Here is a 16186-nt window from a genome sequence, read left to right on the forward strand (position 1 = left end):
CAAATGATTAATCAGGAGGGAGGAAGCGCTCTGCAAAGCGCCTCTTCGGGCTTCTTATCGCCTGCGAACCTTCACCCCAAGTCATTAATTCATAATGAAATGTGCAAATGATGTGATCTAAGTCAGCTGTTTGATTAGCCCACGGAATTATTCTGTGATCTCTCTCTCCTGCATTGGAGTCACACAATGTCTGATTCACCCGGAAAACTTAGGCTTGGCGCGTTGGTTGCGCTGGTCGTAGGCTCAATGATTGGCGGTGGCATCTTCTCCCTGCCACAAAACATGGCCGCCAGTGCCGACGTGGGCGCGGTGTTGATTGGCTGGGTGATTACCGCTGTCGGCATGTTGACCCTCGCGTTCGTGTTCCAGACCCTCGCCAACCGCAAGCCGGACCTTGACGGCGGTGTCTACGCCTACGCCAAGGCCGGTTTCGGTGACTACATGGGTTTCTCGTCGGCCTGGGGTTACTGGATCAGCGCCTGGCTGGGCAACGTCGGTTACTTCGTGCTGCTGTTCAGCACCCTCGGCTATTTTTTCCCGATCTTCGGCGAGGGCAACACCCCGGCCGCCGTGATTGGCGCCTCGCTGTTGCTGTGGGCCGTGCATTTTCTGGTGCTGCGCGGGATCAAGGAAGCGGCGTTCATCAACCTGGTGACCACCGTCGCCAAAGTGGTGCCACTGGTGCTGTTCGTATTGATCGCGCTGTTCGCGTTCAAGCTGGACATCTTCACCGCTGACATCTGGGGCGTGAAAAACCCGGACCTGGGCAGCGTGATGAACCAGGTGCGCAACATGATGCTGGTCACCGTGTGGGTGTTCATCGGTATCGAAGGCGCGAGCATCTTCTCGTCCCGGGCGGAGAAACGCTCGGATGTGGGCAAGGCCACGGTGATTGGCTTTATTACCGTGCTGCTGTTTTTGATGCTGGTGAACGTGTTGTCCCTGGGGATCATGACCCAGCCGGAACTGGCCAAGCTGCAGAACCCGTCGATGGCCGCCGTGCTGGAGCATGTGGTGGGTCACTGGGGCGCGGTGCTGATCAGTGTCGGCTTGATCATTTCGCTGCTGGGGGCGCTGCTGTCGTGGGTGTTGCTGTGCGCGGAGATCATGTTCGCCGCCGCCAAGGACCACACCATGCCGGCTTTCCTGCGCAAGGAAAACGCCAACCACGTGCCGGTCAACGCCCTGTGGCTGACCAACGCAATGGTGCAAGTGTTCCTGGTGATCACGCTGTTTTCCGCCAGCACCTACCTGTCGCTGATCTACCTCGCCACCTCGATGATTCTGGTGCCGTACCTATGGTCGGCGGCGTATGCGCTGTTGCTGGCGGTGCGCGGCGAAACTTACGAAAACGCCCTCAAAGAACGCAAGAAAGACCTGTTCATCGGCGCCGTCGCCCTGATCTACGCGATCTGGCTGCTCTACGCCGGCGGCACCAAATACCTGCTGCTGTCCGCCCTGCTCTACGCCCCCGGCGCGATTCTGTTCGCCAAGGCCAAGCGTGAACTGGGCAAACCGATATTCACCAACGTCGAGAAGCTGATTTTCGCCGCAGTGATCGTTGGCGCCCTGGTGGCTGCCTATGGCCTCTACGACGGCTTCCTGACGCTGTAATTGCATGTCCACTGGAGGATCTGAAATGACCAAGGAAAAAGTGAAGTACGGCGTTCATTCCGAAGCCGGCAAACTGCGCAAAGTCATGGTGTGCTCCCCAGGCTTGGCCCACCAGCGGCTGACCCCCAACAACTGCGACGAACTGCTGTTCGATGACGTGCTGTGGGTCGCCCAGGCCAAGCGCGACCATTTCGACTTCGTGACCAAGATGCGCGAGCGGGACATTGATGTGCTGGAAATGCACAACCTGCTGACCGACATTGTCGCCATCCCCGAAGCGCTTGACTGGATTCTGCAGCGCAAGATCACCGCCAATACCGTCGGCCTGGGCCTGGTTGACGAAGTCGGTTCCTGGCTGCGCAGCCTGGAGCCGCGCAAGATCACCGAGTTCCTGATCGGCGGCGTGTCGGCCGATGACTTGCCGAGCAGCTTCGGCGGCCGGACCATCGAGATGTTCCGCGACTTCCTCGGCCACGCCAGTTTCATTCTGCCGCCGCTGCCCAACACCCAGTTCACCCGCGACACCACCTGCTGGATCTACGGCGGCGTGACGCTCAACCCGATGTACTGGCCGGCGCGACGCCAGGAAACCCTACTGGCCAGCGCCATCTACAAATTCCACCCCGAATTCACCAACGCTGAATTCCAGATCTGGTACGGCGACCCCGACCAGGACCATGGTGCCGCCACACTGGAAGGCGGCGACGTGATGCCGATCGGCAACGGCGTGGTCCTGATCGGCATGGGCGAGCGCTCGTCGCACCAGGCCATCGGCCAACTGGCGCGCAACCTGTTCAAGAACAACGCAGTGGAACGCGTGATCGTGGCCGGCCTGCCCAAGTCCCGCGCGGCGATGCACCTGGACACGGTGTTCAGTTTCTGCGACCGCGACCTGGTCACCGTGTTTCCCGAAGTGGTCAACCAGATCGTGCCCTTCACCCTGCGCCCGGACGACAGCAAACCCCACGGTATCGATATTCAACGGGAAACCACCAACTTCCTCGACACCGTCGCCGCAGCGCTCAACCTCAAGGCGCTGCGCGTGGTCGAGACCGGCGGCAACAGCTTCGCCGCCGAGCGCGAGCAATGGGATGACGGCAACAACGTGGTGGCCGTAGAGCCGGGCGTGGTGATCGGCTACGACCGCAACACCTACACCAACACCCTGCTGCGCAAGGCCGGGGTGGAAGTCATCACCATCAGCGCCGGTGAACTCGGTCGGGGCCGTGGCGGCGGCCACTGCATGACCTGCCCGATCATCCGCGACCCTATCGACTATTAAGGAGATTCCATCATGGCTTTCAATATGCGCAACCGCAGCCTGCTGTCGCTGATGCACCACACCACCCGCGAACTGCATTACCTGCTGGACCTGTCCCGCGACCTCAAGCGCGCCAAATACACCGGCACCGAGCGTCCGCACCTCAAAGGCAAGAACATCGCGCTGATCTTCGAAAAGACCTCGACCCGCACCCGCTGCGCGTTCGAAGTAGCGGCCCACGACCAGGGCGCGCACGTCACCTACATCGACCCGGTGTCGTCGCAGATCGGCCACAAGGAAAGCATGAAAGACACCGCCCGCGTACTTGGGCGCATGTTCGACGCCATCGAATACCGGGGCTTTGAGCAGGAAATCGTCGAAGAGCTGGCCAAGTTCGCCGGCGTGCCGGTGTTCAACGGCCTCACCGCCGAATTCCACCCGACGCAAATGATCGCCGACACCCTGACCATGCGCGAACACAGCGACAAGCCGCTGCATGACATCAGCTACGCCTACCTGGGCGATGCCCGCTACAACATGGGCAACTCGCTGCTGATGATCGGCGCCAAGCTCGGCATGGACGTGCGCATCGGCGCGCCGAAAGCCCTGTGGCCCCACGACGACTTCATCAAGCAGTGCCAGGCGTTCGCGCAAGAAAGCGGCGCGCGCATCACCATCACCGAAGACCCGGCCGAGGCGGTCAAGGGCGTGGATTTCATTCACACCGATATCTGGGTGTCGATGGGCGAACCCGTGGAAGCGTGGGACGAGCGCATCGAGCAACTGCTGCCGTACCAGGTCAACAGCAAGATGATGAAAGCATCGGGCAACCCGCGCGTGAAGTTCATGCACTGCCTGCCGGCGTTCCACAACAGCGAAACCAAGGTCGGCAAAGACATCGCCGCGCGCTATCCGCACCTGGCCGGTGGCGTGGAAGTCACCGAGGAAGTCTTTGAATCGCCGGCCAACATTGCCTTCGAGCAGGCGGAGAACCGCATGCATACCATCAAGGCGATCCTGGTGTCGGCGTTGGCGGATATCTAACTGATCGTTCCCACGCTCCGCGTGGGAATGCCTCACTGGACGCTCTGCGTCCGCTTTTGTGGCGCAGAGCGCCACTGGCTGCATTCCCACGCAGAGCGTGGGAACGATCATTTCAGAAGGACATTTTCTATGCGCATCGTCGTAGCCCTGGGCGGCAACGCCCTCCTGCGCCGTGGTGAACCCATGACCGCAGACAACCAACGCGCCAATATCCGTATCGCCACCGAACAGATTGCCAAGATCCACCCCGGCAACGAGCTGGTGATCGCCCACGGCAACGGCCCGCAGGTCGGCCTGCTGTCGTTGCAGGCAGCGGCCTATACCAGCGTTTCGCCGTACCCGCTGGACGTACTCGGGGCCGAGACCGAAGGCATGATCGGCTACATCATCGAACAGGAACTGGGCAATCTGCTGGACTTCGAAGTGCCCTTCGCCACCCTGCTCACCCAGGTTGAAGTAGACGCCAACGACCCCGCGTTCCAGAACCCGACCAAGCCAATCGGCCCGGTGTACGCCAAGGCCGAAGCGGAAAAGCTTGCCGCCGAAAAAGGCTGGGCCATCGCCCCCGACGGCGATAAATACCGCCGCGTGGTCGCCAGCCCGCGCCCGAAACGCATCTTCGAAATCCGCCCGATCAAATGGCTGCTGGAGAAGAAAGCCATTGTGATCTGCGCTGGCGGCGGCGGTATCCCCACGATGTATGGCGAAGACGGCAAGCTCAAAGGCATTGAAGCAGTGATCGACAAAGACCTCTGCTCATCGCTGCTGGCCGCGCAACTGGACGCCGATTTGCTGGTGATCGCCACCGACGTCAACGCGGCGTTCATTGACTTCGGCAAGCCCACCCAGAAGGCCATCGGCCAGGCTCACCCCGACGCCATGGAACAACTCGGCTTCGCCGCCGGTTCCATGGGCCCCAAGGTGCAAGCGGCCTGCGAGTTCGCCCGCCAGACTGGCAAAACCGCGGTGATCGGTTCACTCTCGGACATCGAAGCCATCGTCCAGGGCAGCGCCGGCACACGCATCAGCACGGCAACCCCTGGCATCAGCTATCTGTGAAGTAGAGGAGATTTGCCTATGGCTACCTTTGAACCGGGACACTTGCACGTCGAACGTCACGCGCTGAACAAAGACGACTACAGCTACAACCTGTGCATCGACTATGAAGTCAGCCAGGACCCCAAGGAAGGCAAGGGCATGTTGTTCAAACTGCACGGTTCGGTGCAGGGCAAGGACCTCAAGGAGGAGTTTTTCCTGCCCAAGGACCAGGCCTTCGACTTTGCGCGGCATGCGATGAATATCGCGCAGAAATACGGCATGCCGAAAACGGCCGTGTTGAATGGCTCGATGCACAAGCAGTACGACTTGATGTTCGAAGATGTGCGGCATCAGCTGGATGTGAAATCGGGCGACCCGATCAAGCCTGAACACCTGGCATAGTCAGGGTGCACTGACACAACACTGTTCAAAAATGTGGGAGGGGGCTTGCTCCCGATGGCGGTGGATCAGCTGATAAATCTTTGGCTGACACACCGCTATCGGGAGCAAGCCCCCTCCCACATTTTTGATCTCCATCACCTGTCAGGCATACTTGCCGCCTCTGCTCTCCAGAATTGCCAATCGCCCCATGCGTATCCACGTCAGCTTCATCGACCGCGTCGGCATCACCCAGGAAGTCCTGGCCTTGCTCGGTGGGCGCAATCTCAACCTGGATGCGGTGGAGATGGTGCCGCCCAACGTCTATATCGACGCGCCGACCTTGAGCGCCGAGGTGCTCGAGGAACTGCGCGATGCGTTGTTCAGCGTGCAGGGCGTGCAGGCGGTGACCGTGGTCGACATCCTCCCCGGCCAACGCCGCCACCTGCAACTCGACGCCCTGCTGGCGGCCATGACCGACCCGGTGCTGGCCTTGGACAGCGCGGGCAAGATCCTGCTGGCCAACCCGGCGCTGATCGCGCTTTACGGGCGCGAACCGGCCGGGGAAAGCATCGCCGAGCTGTTCAACGATCCAGGGCTGCTCGACACCTTGCTGGAGCACGGCTTCCGCCTGCCGCTGCGCGAGATCAGCGTGAACGGCCAGACCCTCTTGCTGGACGCCACGCCGATCACCGATGCCGGCGCCCTGCTCACGCTTTACCAGCCGAACCGCATCGGTGAACAACTCTCGGCGCTGCACCACGACCATGCCGAAGGTTTTGATGCGCTATTGGGCGAATCACCGGCGATCCGCACCCTCAAGGCGCGTGCGCAACGGGTGGCCGCACTGGATGCGCCGCTGTTGATCCAGGGTGAAACGGGCACCGGCAAAGAGTTGGTGGCACGCGCCTGTCATGCGATCAGCGCGCGTCACAGTGCACCCTTTCTGGCCTTGAACTGCGCCGCGCTACCGGAAAATCTCGCCGAAAGTGAATTGTTCGGCTACGCCCCCGGTGCCTTTACCGGCGCACAACGAGGTGGCAAGCCGGGGCTGATGGAACTGGCCAACCAAGGCACGGTATTTCTCGACGAGATCGGCGAAATGTCGCCATACCTGCAGGCCAAGTTGCTGCGTTTTTTGAATGACGGCAGCTTTCGCCGGGTGGGCGGCGACCGCGAGGTGAAGGTCAATGTGCGCATCCTCAGCGCCACCCACCGCGACCTGGAAAAGATGGTCAGCGAAGGCACCTTTCGCGAAGACCTGTTCTACCGCCTCAACGTACTCAACGTTGAGGTGCCGCCGTTGCGCGAGCGCGGCCAGGACATCCTGCTGCTGGCCCGCTATTTCATGCAGCAAGCGTGCGCACAGATCCAGCGCCCAGTGTGCCGCCTGGCGCCGGGTACCTACCCGGCCCTGTTGGGCAACCGCTGGCCAGGCAACGTGCGCCAATTGCAGAACGTGATCTTCCGCGCCGCCGCCATCTGCGAAAGCAGCCTGGTGGATATCGGCGACCTGGACATTGCCGGCACCTCCGTCGCCCGCCAGAGCGATGGCGAAGTCGACAGCCTGGAACAGGCGGTGGAAGACTTCGAGCGCGGCCTGCTGGAAACGCTCTACACCAGCTACCCCTCGACCCGCCAACTGGCCAACCGGCTGCAAACCTCGCACACGGCTATCGCACATCGTCTGCGCAAATACGGCATTCCCACCAAACCCTGACTCAAGTTGGAATACAAAACCCCTGTGGGAGGGGGCTTGCTCCCGATAGCGGTGGTTCAGTTACAAATCAATTGACTGACACACTGCCATCGGGAGCAAGCCCCCTCCCACATTTGGAATGCATTTCAAATTTTGGTCTGGGAACGACATCCAGTGTACTGAAAGCGCTACAGTGGAACGATATCGCTACAACCCTGCTTTTTGCGCGCCATGCAAGGCTTTGATCCACATAGGCTTTTTTTCACGCGCCCGACTGTAGCGAAATCGCTACAGCCAAACACACCACCCGCCTGACAAAATTTATTAAATTCTTGATTTATAAGGACTTAATAACATTGGCCGCAATATTGCTAATCAACTCCCCATTATTCCGATCCCACCCACCAGACGATTCTGGCCCTGAGGAGTTTCCATGAGCGAGTTGCGTTTCACTGAAGATCACGAATGGCTGCGCGCCGAAGCCGATGGCAGCGTCACCGTGGGTATCACCGCTTTCGCGCAGAACGCGCTGGGTGATGTGGTTTTCGTGCAACTGCCGGAGTTGCAGGCCTACGCCAAGGGCGCTGAAGCCTCCACCGTGGAGTCGGTCAAGGCCGCCAGCGGCGTGTACATGCCGTTGGACGGTGAAGTGCTGGAAGTGAACGACAAACTCGATGGCAGCCCGGAGCTGGTCAACGAAGACCCGATGGGCGAAGGTTGGTTCTTCCGCTTTAAACCGGCCGACGCCGAGGCGGTCGCTAAACTGTTGGATCAGGATGCGTACGACCGCCTGATCAAAGCCAACGCCGAAGCCTGAGGAGCGCGCCATGACGATCAACTTGAGCACCGCCAACGAATTCATCGCCCGTCACATCGGCCCGCGCCAGGAAGATGAGCAGCAGATGCTCGCGAGCCTGGGCTTCGATTCCCTGGAAGCCCTGAGCGCCAGCGTGATCCCGGAAAGCATCAAGGGCACCAGCGTGCTTGGCCTGGAAGACGGCCTGAGCGAAGCCGAGGCCCTGGCCAAAATCAAGGCCATCGCCAGCCAGAACCAACTGTTCAAAACCTACATCGGCCAGGGCTACTACAACTGCCATACGCCGTCGCCGATCCTGCGCAACCTGTTGGAAAACCCGGCCTGGTACACCGCCTACACCCCGTACCAGCCAGAGATTTCCCAGGGCCGCCTGGAAGCGCTGTTGAATTTCCAGACCCTGATCAGCGACCTCACCGGCCTGCCGATCGCCAACGCCTCCCTGCTCGACGAAGCCACCGCCGCCGCCGAAGCCATGACCTTCTGCAAGCGCCTGAGCAAGAACAAGGGCAGCAACGCGTTCTTCGCTTCGGTGCACAGCCACCCGCAAACCCTCGACGTGCTGCGCACCCGTGCCGAGCCGTTGGGCATCGACGTAGTAGTGGGCGATGAGCGCGAACTGACCGACGTCAGCCCGTTCTTCGGTGCCCTGCTGCAATACCCGGCCAGCAATGGTGACGTGTTTGATTACCGCGAACTGACCGAGCGTTTCCACGCCGCCAACGCCCTAGTCGCCGTGGCCGCCGACTTACTGGCCTTGACCTTGCTGACCCCGCCGGGCGAGTTCGGCGCCGACGTGGCCATCGGCAGCGCGCAACGCTTCGGCGTGCCATTGGGCTTTGGCGGCCCGCATGCGGCGTACTTCTCCACCAAGGACGCGTTCAAGCGCGACATGCCGGGCCGTCTGGTCGGTGTCTCGGTAGACCGCTTCGGCAAGCCGGCCCTGCGCCTGGCCATGCAGACCCGCGAACAACACATCCGTCGCGAGAAAGCCACCAGCAACATCTGCACCGCCCAAGTGCTGCTGGCCAACATCGCCAGCATGTACGCCGTGTACCACGGCCCCAAGGGCCTGACCCAGATCGCCCAGCGCATTCACCAGCTGACCGCGATCCTGGCCAAGGGCCTGACCGCCCTGGGCTTGAAGGTCGAGCAGCAGCACTTCTTCGACACGCTCACCCTCAATACCGGCGCCAACACCGCCGCCCTGCACGACAAGGCCCGTGCCCAGCGTATCAACCTGCGCGTGGTGGACACCGAGCGTGTCGGCCTGTCGGTCGACGAAACCACGACCCAGGCGGATATCCAAGCCTTGTGGGCGATCTTCGCCGACGGCAAGGCGCTGCCTGCCTTCGCCGCCACTGAAAGCACCTTGCCAAGCGCCTTGCTGCGCCAGTCGCCGATCCTCAGCCACCCGGTGTTCAACCGCTACCATTCGGAAACCGAGCTGATGCGCTACCTGCGCAAGCTGGCCGACAAGGACCTGGCGCTGGACCGCACCATGATCCCGCTGGGCTCGTGCACCATGAAGCTCAACGCCGCCAGCGAAATGATCCCGGTGACCTGGGCCGAATTCGGCGCCCTGCACCCGTTCGCCCCGGCCGAACAGAGCGCCGGCTACCTGCAACTGACCTCGGACCTGGAAGCCATGCTCTGCGCGGCCACCGGCTACGACGCGATTTCCCTGCAGCCGAACGCCGGCTCCCAGGGCGAATACGCCGGCCTGCTGGCCATCCGCGCCTATCACCAGAGCCGTGGCGAAGCGCGTCGCGACATCTGCCTGATCCCCTCGTCGGCCCACGGCACCAACCCTGCGACTGCCAACATGGCCGGCATGCGCGTGGTGGTCACCGCCTGCGACGCGCGTGGCAACGTCGACATCGAAGACCTGCGCGCCAAGGCCATCGAACACCGCGAGCACCTCGCCGCGCTGATGATCACCTACCCGTCCACCCACGGCGTGTTCGAAGAAGGCATCCGCGACATCTGCGCGATCATTCACGACAACGGCGGCCAGGTGTACATCGACGGCGCCAACATGAACGCGATGGTCGGCCTCTGCGCGCCGGGCAAGTTCGGCGGCGATGTGTCCCACCTGAACCTGCACAAAACCTTCTGCATCCCCCACGGCGGTGGCGGCCCGGGCGTTGGCCCGATTGGCGTCAAGTCGCACCTCACGCCGTTCCTGCCTGGCCATGCGGCCATGGAACGCAAGGAAGGCGCCGTGTGCGCAGCGCCTTTCGGCAGCGCGAGCATCCTGCCGATCACCTGGATGTACATCAGCATGATGGGCGGCGCCGGCCTCAAGCGCGCCTCACAGTTGGCGATCCTGAATGCCAACTACATTTCCCGTCGCCTGGAAGAGCACTATCCCGTGCTGTACACCGGCAGCAATGGCCTGGTGGCGCATGAATGCATCCTCGACCTGCGCCCGTTGAAAGACAGCAGCGGCATCAGCGTGGATGACGTGGCCAAGCGCCTGATCGACTTCGGCTTCCATGCGCCGACCATGTCGTTCCCGGTGGCCGGCACCTTGATGATCGAGCCGACCGAAAGTGAATCCAAGGAAGAACTGGACCGCTTCTGCGATGCCATGATCGCCATTCGCGAAGAAATCCGCGCAGTGGAAAACGGCACGCTGGACAAGGACGACAACCCGCTCAAGAACGCTCCGCACACTGCGGCGGAACTGGTGGGCGAGTGGAGCCACCCGTACAGCCGCGAGCAGGCGGTGTATCCGGTTGCGTCGCTGATCGAAGGCAAGTACTGGCCGCCGGTTGGCCGGGTCGACAACGTGTTTGGTGATCGCAACCTGGTTTGCGCATGTCCATCGATCGAAAGCTACGCGTAACTTCGGGGGTGTACTCGCTTGAAAGGTGGGAGGGGGCTTGCTCCCGATGACGGAGTGTCAGTCAACAGATAGGTTGAATGTACAACCGCCATCGGGAGCAAGCCCCCTCCCACACTGACCGAGTCCACCCGATACATAATAAGAAACCGGAGAACAACTCATGTCTTTAAGCGTGTTCGACCTGTTCAAGATTGGCATCGGCCCTTCCAGTTCCCACACCGTTGGCCCGATGCGCGCCGCCGCTCGTTTCGTCGAAGGGCTCAAGCGTGACAACCTGCTCAGCGCCACCCACAGCATCAAGGTGGAACTCTATGGCTCGCTCGGCGCCACCGGCAAAGGCCACGGCAGCGACAAGGCCGTGCTGCTCGGCCTGGAAGGCGAACATCCGGACACCGTGAATACCGAAACCGTGGCCGCACGCCTGGCGATGATTCGCAAACCCCTCGCCTACCATCCCAACGGCATGATTTTTCGCGCCTTCGATGCCGCCGGCATCCAGGTGCGCAGCCGCGAGTACTACTCGGTCGGCGGCGGTTTCGTGGTGGATGAAGACGCGGCCGGCGCCGACCGAATTGTCGAGGATGCCACCCCACTGACCTTCCCTTTCAAACATGCCAAGGACTTGCTCGGCCATTGCGCCAGCTACGGGCTGTCCATCAGCCAGGTGATGCTGACTACCGAAAGCGCCTCGATCTCCGGCGCCGGAGTCGGTTGCGAGGGCGAGGTCGGCGTGGCCTGTTCCATGGCCGCCGGCGCGCTCTGCGAAGTGCTGGGCGGCAGCGTGTCACAGGTGGAAAACGCCGCTGAGATCGGCATGGAACACAACCTCGGCCTGACCTGCGACCCGATTGGCGGGCTGGTGCAGGTGCCCTGCATCGAGCGCAATGCCACGGGCTCGGTCAAGGCGATCAACGCCGTGCGCATGGCCCTGCGCGGCGATGGGCAACACTTTGTGTCCCTCGACAAAGTGATCCGCACCATGCGCCAGACCGGCGCCGATATGAAGAGTAAATACAAGGAAACCGCCCGTGGCGGTTTGGCGGTCAACATTATCGAGTGCTGACGCCTGACCGCGCCGGCACGTTTTTCAGGAGCTGAACATGTCCACCGAAACCCTGTTGAAAACCCCATTGCACGCCCTGCACATCGAGCTGGGCGCGCGCATGGTGCCCTTCGCCGGCTACAACATGCCGGTGCAGTACCCGTTGGGCGTAATGAAGGAACACTTGCACACCCGTGAACAGGCCGGGTTGTTCGATGTATCGCACATGGGCCAGATCCGCCTGACCGGCGCCAACGCCGCCAAGGCCCTGGAAACCCTGGTGCCGGTCGACATCATCGACCTGCCGGTGGGCATGCAGCGCTACGCGATGTTCACCAATGACCAGGGCGGCATTCTCGACGACCTGATGGTGGCCAACCTGGGCAACGACGAACTGTTCCTGGTGGTCAACGCCGCCTGCAAGGATCAGGACCTGGCACACCTGCGCGCGCACATCGGCGACCAGTGCAGCATCGAACCGCTGTTCGAAGAGCGCGCGCTGCTGGCCCTGCAAGGCCCGGCGGCGGTGAAAGTGCTGGCGCGCCTGGCACCGCAAGTCACCAAGATGACGTTCATGCAGTTTGCCTCCCTGCGGCTGTTGGGCGTGGACTGCTACGTCAGCCGCTCCGGCTACACCGGGGAAGACGGTTTTGAAATCTCCGTACCGGCTGAAAACGCCGAAAGCCTGGCCCGCAGCCTGCTGGCCGAGGCCGAAGTACAGGCGATCGGCCTGGGCGCTCGTGACTCCCTGCGCCTGGAAGCGGGCTTGTGCCTGTACGGCCATGACATGAACACCGACACCACCCCGATTGAAGCCAGCCTGTTGTGGGCCATCTCCAAGGCCCGCCGTGCCGATGGCGCGCGTGCCGGCGGCTTCCCGGGCGCAGACCGGATCTTCACCCAGCAGCAAACGGGCGTAGGCCGCAAACGCGTAGGCTTGCTGCCCCAGGAGCGCACCCCCGTGCGTGAAGGGGCGCAAATCGTTGATGAACAGGGCACGGTGATCGGCAGCGTGTGCAGCGGAGGCTTTGGCCCAAGCTTGGGCAGCCCGCTGGCGATGGGGTACCTGGACAGTGCATTTGTCACACTGGATACCGAAGTCTCTGCGTTGGTGCGTGGGAAAAAGGTGCCATTGCGTGTAAGTAAAATGCCATTCGTGCCGCAGCGTTACTTCCGCGGCTGAATGTTTGTTTCAATAAGTAACGCGCTTGCGTGCCGTGCACTAAACTGTAACGCAAGCGCCATATAACAGTGCACGCGTGATAGTAATTGTTAGGGGTACTTCCCTATAACAAGTGATCGAATCTATCGAATAAGACAGCTCTGCAACTTCAACAAAACTGTCATCAGCCCGAGCAATCCCGGGCTGTTTGGCAGGGCTTGTTTTTTTCATATTAGTTGGCGTAGAGTTTCTCCACTGTGTTTGCATGGGTCGCTTGGAACCTGGACCTGGGCAGTAGCTGAAGTAGTAATGCTACAACCCGTTCGACGTCTCTTACTTTCCTGCAACCCAGCCCAGTACTCTTTCATGTGAAAGGGGCTGTCATTAATTTTTAGCGTCAAAGGAAAGAAGAAAATGTCTGATCGTCAGAGCGGTACCGTCAAGTGGTTCAACGACGAAAAAGGGTTTGGTTTTATCACACCAGAAAGCGGTCCGGATCTGTTCGTGCACTTCCGCGCTATCCAGGGCAACGGCTTCAAGAGCCTGAAAGAAGGCCAGAAGGTCACCTTCAAGGCCGTGCAAGGCCAGAAAGGCATGCAAGCTGACGAAGTACAAGCAGAAGGCTGATCCTTCCTGCGACAAAAAGCCCCTGATATGACATCAGGGGCTTTTTTATGGGCGCCATTGCGTAAACTGCAGTTTTCCCCAGAGAGCCCTGCCATGCCCAAAGCCCTGTTGAGCCCCCAAGGCGAGTTTCCCGCAGTTGGCCTGGGTCGTCGCCTGGCAGCGATGTTCTATGATTTTCTTTTATGCACCGCGCTGCTGATAGTCACCGCGTTTATCTACAAGCTGGTATGGATCGCCTTCGTCGGCGAAGCGAAGATGCGCACCCTTACCGAATCCGGCGCCCTGGACGGTGACCCGCTGCTATCGACCCTTCTGTTGTTTGTGCTGTTCGGTTTCTTCGCCAAATTCTGGACCCACTCCGGGCAGACCCTGGGCATGCAGGTGTGGGGCGTGCGCGTGCAGAACGCCGATGGCTCGCGCATCAGTCTGTGGCAGGCGCTGTTGCGCTTTGTGGTGTCGATCGCCTCGTGGCTGTGTGTAGGGCTGGGATTTATCTGGTCGTTATTCGATAAGCACAAGCGCAGTTGGCATGACATCTATTCGGACACGCAGCTGGTGCGGATCCCGAAGCAGAAGAAATAACTCCCTGCCTGGTGCAGATCAAATGTGGGAGGGGGCTTGCTCCCGATAGCAGTGTGTCAGGACTTTATATGTCACTGATATACCGCCATCGGGGGCAAGCCCCCTCCCACATTTTTGACCGAGCCAGTCTCAGATCAGGCGTTACCGGCCAGCCTCAGGCGCGCAGCCTGGGTGAAATCGAGCATGCGCTTGAGCGGCCTCACGGCATGGGGAATCACTGACGGCTCGACGAATATCTCGTTACTGCCCTCGCGCAGACATTGCAGCGTGCGTTCCAGGGTGTTCATCGCCATCCACGGGCAGTGCGCGCAACTGCGGCACGCGGCGCCGTTACCGGCGGTAGGCGCTTCGATGAAGACCTTGTCCGGGCACAGCTGCTGCATCTTGTAGAAGATGCCGCGGTCAGTGGCGACGATGAACGTCTTGTTCGGCAACCGTTGTGCCGCGGCAATCAGCTGGCTGGTGGAACCGACGGCGTCCGCCAATTCGATAACCGCTGTCGGCGACTCCGGGTGCACCAGGATCGCGGCGTCCGGATACAGCGCCTTCATGTCTTCCAGCTGCTTGGACTTGAACTCTTCGTGGACGATGCACGCACCGTCCCACAGCAGCATGTCGGCACCGGTCTGGCGCTGGATGTAGGTGCCCAGGTGTTTGTCCGGGCCCCAGATAATCGTCTCGCCGTTATCCATCAGGCTTTCGACGATCTCCAGCGCGCAACTGGAGGTCACCACCCAATCGGCGCGGGCTTTGACCGCCGCCGAGGTGTTGGCGTAGACCACCACCGTGCGCTCGGGGTGTTGATCGCAGAAGGCGGAAAACTCCTCCACCGGGCAACCCAGGTCCAGGGAGCAGGTGGCTTCCAGGGTCGGCATCAGGATACGTTTTTCAGGGGTCAGAATTTTCGCGGTTTCGCCCATGAACCGCACCCCCGCCACCAGCACGGTCTTGGCCGGGTGAGCAGCGCCGAAGCGCGCCATTTCCAGGGAGTCGGAAACGCAGCCACCGGTTTGTTCGGCCAAGGCCTGAATCACCGGGTCACAGTAGAAGTGGGCGACCAGCACCGCGTCCTGCGCTTTAAGCTCGGCGGCGATGGCGGCCCGCAGGCTCGCCTCTTCATCGGCGCTGAGGGCCTTGGGCTGCTTGGCGTCGAGGTGGGCTTGAACCAGTAGGCGTTCGGAAATGTGCGTCATGTTCGCAAGACCTGCAGGCGCAGTAGCGCGAAAGTCGAGTGTACCACCGGCTCAGGAGCCCTTCGGGCGCCGCCGGACGAAGTGTGTATTCATCAAGCACGGGTAAAGCTGAAGCTGCGCAAGGCTACAGAATATCGAATGGATTCAAAAGCCTAATCTGGCCTTGCACGGGGCATTTTGCGGGGGGATGACGGCGGGATTGGTGCCCCGCGAATACACAGGTATTCGCGGGATGGTGCAAGTGGTCAGGCAAACAGCTTCTGGACATTGCTCATCGCATCATCGGCGAACCCTTGCAGGAACGCCTCGAACGCCGGCACGTCCTCCGGGCCACCGGTGTAGGGCTCACCGATGATGGTCCAGGTCGCCAGGCTTTGATTCGGGCCTTGGGGCACCACTTCCATGACGGCCCACAGGTTGCCGATATTCAGTGAGGTGTAAATCAGCGACCAGGTCATGGTCATGCCGTCGTCGTCATGACTGTTGAGTTGCTCGATCACCACGTTGCCGTCCTTGAACAGCTTCTTGCGTACCGAGCGCACGCCCTCCCCGGTCATTTCGATGTGGGACAGCGCCGGAATGAATTTTGCGAAACCGGAAAAGTCACCGACGATATTCCACACGCTGCGCGCGTCGCCATTGACGCTGACGCTGGCGACCACAGGGTTGCCCACGGGGTTGCGCACCAGGGTATCGGGTTCCAGATGTAGCATGAACAGCTCCTTTTTTAGCTTGGATGAGAGCGATATCGCCGATGCCTGCCTCAACATCCTTGGGGGAGACGCCGACAGACAACGAATAACGCATTGTCACCGTCGATCGTCGACAGGTGCCGCCACCATTGTGTCACCTGCTCCCACTGGAAATCGTGACCAGTGGTG

Annotated in this window: 14 protein-coding genes; 12 read left to right on the plus strand and 2 right to left on the minus strand. The window is 61.0% G+C overall.

Translation table 11 applies throughout. The features are described 5' to 3' along the window. The first annotated feature begins 186 nt into the window (after nt 1-186). The 12 genes from arcD to C4J88_RS21115 all read left to right on the plus strand — a co-directional run bounded on the left by arcD (nt 187) and on the right by C4J88_RS21115 (nt 14112). On the plus strand, nt 187-1614 hold the full coding sequence (gene arcD / locus C4J88_RS21060; protein ID WP_124408018.1) for an arginine-ornithine antiporter: 1428 nt from the start codon (nt 187-189) through the stop codon (nt 1612-1614). 25 nt (nt 1615-1639) lie between these two features. Further along, on the plus strand, nt 1640-2896 hold the full coding sequence (gene arcA / locus C4J88_RS21065) for an arginine deiminase (protein ID WP_124408019.1): 1257 nt from the start codon (nt 1640-1642) through the stop codon (nt 2894-2896). A 12-nt stretch (nt 2897-2908) separates the two neighbouring features. Next, the gene (locus tag C4J88_RS21070) at nt 2909-3919 is read left to right on the plus strand and encodes an ornithine carbamoyltransferase (RefSeq protein WP_124364159.1); all 1011 of its coding nucleotides are present in this window, start codon (nt 2909-2911) and stop codon (nt 3917-3919) included. A 129-nt stretch (nt 3920-4048) separates the two neighbouring features. After that, nucleotides 4049-4978 (plus strand): carbamate kinase, encoded by a 930-nt coding sequence (gene arcC / locus C4J88_RS21075; RefSeq protein ID WP_124371681.1) that lies wholly within the window; start codon nt 4049-4051, stop codon nt 4976-4978. 18 nt (nt 4979-4996) lie between these two features. After that, nucleotides 4997-5359: a DUF5064 family protein gene (locus C4J88_RS21080; RefSeq protein ID WP_124368149.1), complete on the plus strand. Its 363-nt coding sequence runs from the start codon at nt 4997-4999 to the stop codon at nt 5357-5359. A 187-nt stretch (nt 5360-5546) separates the two neighbouring features. After that, a complete protein-coding gene (locus tag C4J88_RS21085; protein ID WP_124408020.1) occupies nt 5547-7055 on the plus strand; it encodes a sigma-54-dependent transcriptional regulator in 1509 nt (502 codons plus the stop codon). A 412-nt stretch (nt 7056-7467) separates the two neighbouring features. Further along, nucleotides 7468-7851 (plus strand): glycine cleavage system protein GcvH, encoded by a 384-nt coding sequence (gene gcvH, locus C4J88_RS21090; protein ID WP_057007158.1) that lies wholly within the window; start codon nt 7468-7470, stop codon nt 7849-7851. A gap of 10 nt (nt 7852-7861) precedes the next feature. Continuing rightward, a complete protein-coding gene (gene gcvP, locus C4J88_RS21095; protein ID WP_124408021.1) occupies nt 7862-10699 on the plus strand; it encodes an aminomethyl-transferring glycine dehydrogenase in 2838 nt (945 codons plus the stop codon). 160 nt (nt 10700-10859) lie between these two features. Then, on the plus strand, nt 10860-11762 hold the full coding sequence (locus C4J88_RS21100; protein WP_124408022.1) for an L-serine ammonia-lyase, iron-sulfur-dependent, subunit alpha: 903 nt from the start codon (nt 10860-10862) through the stop codon (nt 11760-11762). A 37-nt stretch (nt 11763-11799) separates the two neighbouring features. Then, complete coding sequence (gcvT, locus tag C4J88_RS21105) at nt 11800-12924, plus strand: glycine cleavage system aminomethyltransferase GcvT (RefSeq protein WP_124408023.1); 1125 nt, start codon at nt 11800-11802, stop codon at nt 12922-12924. A gap of 393 nt (nt 12925-13317) precedes the next feature. Next, nucleotides 13318-13530 carry a cold-shock protein gene (locus C4J88_RS21110; protein ID WP_034109143.1) on the plus strand — a complete coding sequence of 71 codons (213 nt, stop codon included), beginning with the start codon at nt 13318-13320 and terminating at the stop codon, nt 13528-13530. Between the two features lie 93 nt (nt 13531-13623). Beyond that, a complete protein-coding gene (locus tag C4J88_RS21115; protein ID WP_124368154.1) occupies nt 13624-14112 on the plus strand; it encodes an RDD family protein in 489 nt (162 codons plus the stop codon). Between the two features lie 134 nt (nt 14113-14246). Here C4J88_RS21115 and nadA read toward each other — a convergent pair whose 3' ends face one another. Together nadA and C4J88_RS21125 are read right to left on the minus strand one after the other, a co-directional pair. Further along, nucleotides 14247-15305, minus strand: a complete 1059-nt coding sequence (nadA, locus tag C4J88_RS21120; protein WP_124371689.1) for a quinolinate synthase NadA — start codon at nt 15303-15305, stop codon at nt 14247-14249. 245 nt (nt 15306-15550) lie between these two features. Next, complete coding sequence (locus C4J88_RS21125) at nt 15551-16018, minus strand: SRPBCC family protein (RefSeq protein WP_124408024.1); 468 nt, start codon at nt 16016-16018, stop codon at nt 15551-15553. Nucleotides 16019-16186: the final 168 nt, after the last annotated feature.

This window comes from Pseudomonas sp. R4-39-08 (assembly GCF_003852275.1).
In the GTDB taxonomy this organism is placed as follows: Bacteria; Pseudomonadota; Gammaproteobacteria; order Pseudomonadales; family Pseudomonadaceae; genus Aquipseudomonas.

Excerpts from the sequence above, each read along its gene's own strand:
- arcD (WP_124408018.1), top strand. The coding sequence starts at position 187 with ATGTCTGATTCACCCGGAAAACTTAGGCTTGGCGCGTTGGTTGCGCTG.
- arcA (WP_124408019.1), top strand. The coding sequence starts at position 1,640 with ATGACCAAGGAAAAAGTGAAGTACGGCGTTCATTCCGAAGCCGGCAAA.
- C4J88_RS21070 (WP_124364159.1), top strand. The coding sequence starts at position 2,909 with ATGGCTTTCAATATGCGCAACCGCAGCCTGCTGTCGCTGATGCACCAC.
- arcC (WP_124371681.1), top strand. The coding sequence starts at position 4,049 with ATGCGCATCGTCGTAGCCCTGGGCGGCAACGCCCTCCTGCGCCGTGGT.
- C4J88_RS21080 (WP_124368149.1), top strand. The coding sequence starts at position 4,997 with ATGGCTACCTTTGAACCGGGACACTTGCACGTCGAACGTCACGCGCTG.
- C4J88_RS21085 (WP_124408020.1), top strand. The coding sequence starts at position 5,547 with ATGCGTATCCACGTCAGCTTCATCGACCGCGTCGGCATCACCCAGGAA.
- gcvH (WP_057007158.1), top strand. The coding sequence starts at position 7,468 with ATGAGCGAGTTGCGTTTCACTGAAGATCACGAATGGCTGCGCGCCGAA.
- gcvP (WP_124408021.1), top strand. The coding sequence starts at position 7,862 with ATGACGATCAACTTGAGCACCGCCAACGAATTCATCGCCCGTCACATC.
- C4J88_RS21100 (WP_124408022.1), top strand. The coding sequence starts at position 10,860 with ATGTCTTTAAGCGTGTTCGACCTGTTCAAGATTGGCATCGGCCCTTCC.
- gcvT (WP_124408023.1), top strand. The coding sequence starts at position 11,800 with ATGTCCACCGAAACCCTGTTGAAAACCCCATTGCACGCCCTGCACATC.
- C4J88_RS21110 (WP_034109143.1), top strand. The coding sequence starts at position 13,318 with ATGTCTGATCGTCAGAGCGGTACCGTCAAGTGGTTCAACGACGAAAAA.
- C4J88_RS21115 (WP_124368154.1), top strand. The coding sequence starts at position 13,624 with ATGCCCAAAGCCCTGTTGAGCCCCCAAGGCGAGTTTCCCGCAGTTGGC.
- nadA (WP_124371689.1), bottom strand. The coding sequence starts at position 15,305 with ATGACGCACATTTCCGAACGCCTACTGGTTCAAGCCCACCTCGACGCC.
- C4J88_RS21125 (WP_124408024.1), bottom strand. The coding sequence starts at position 16,018 with ATGCTACATCTGGAACCCGATACCCTGGTGCGCAACCCCGTGGGCAAC.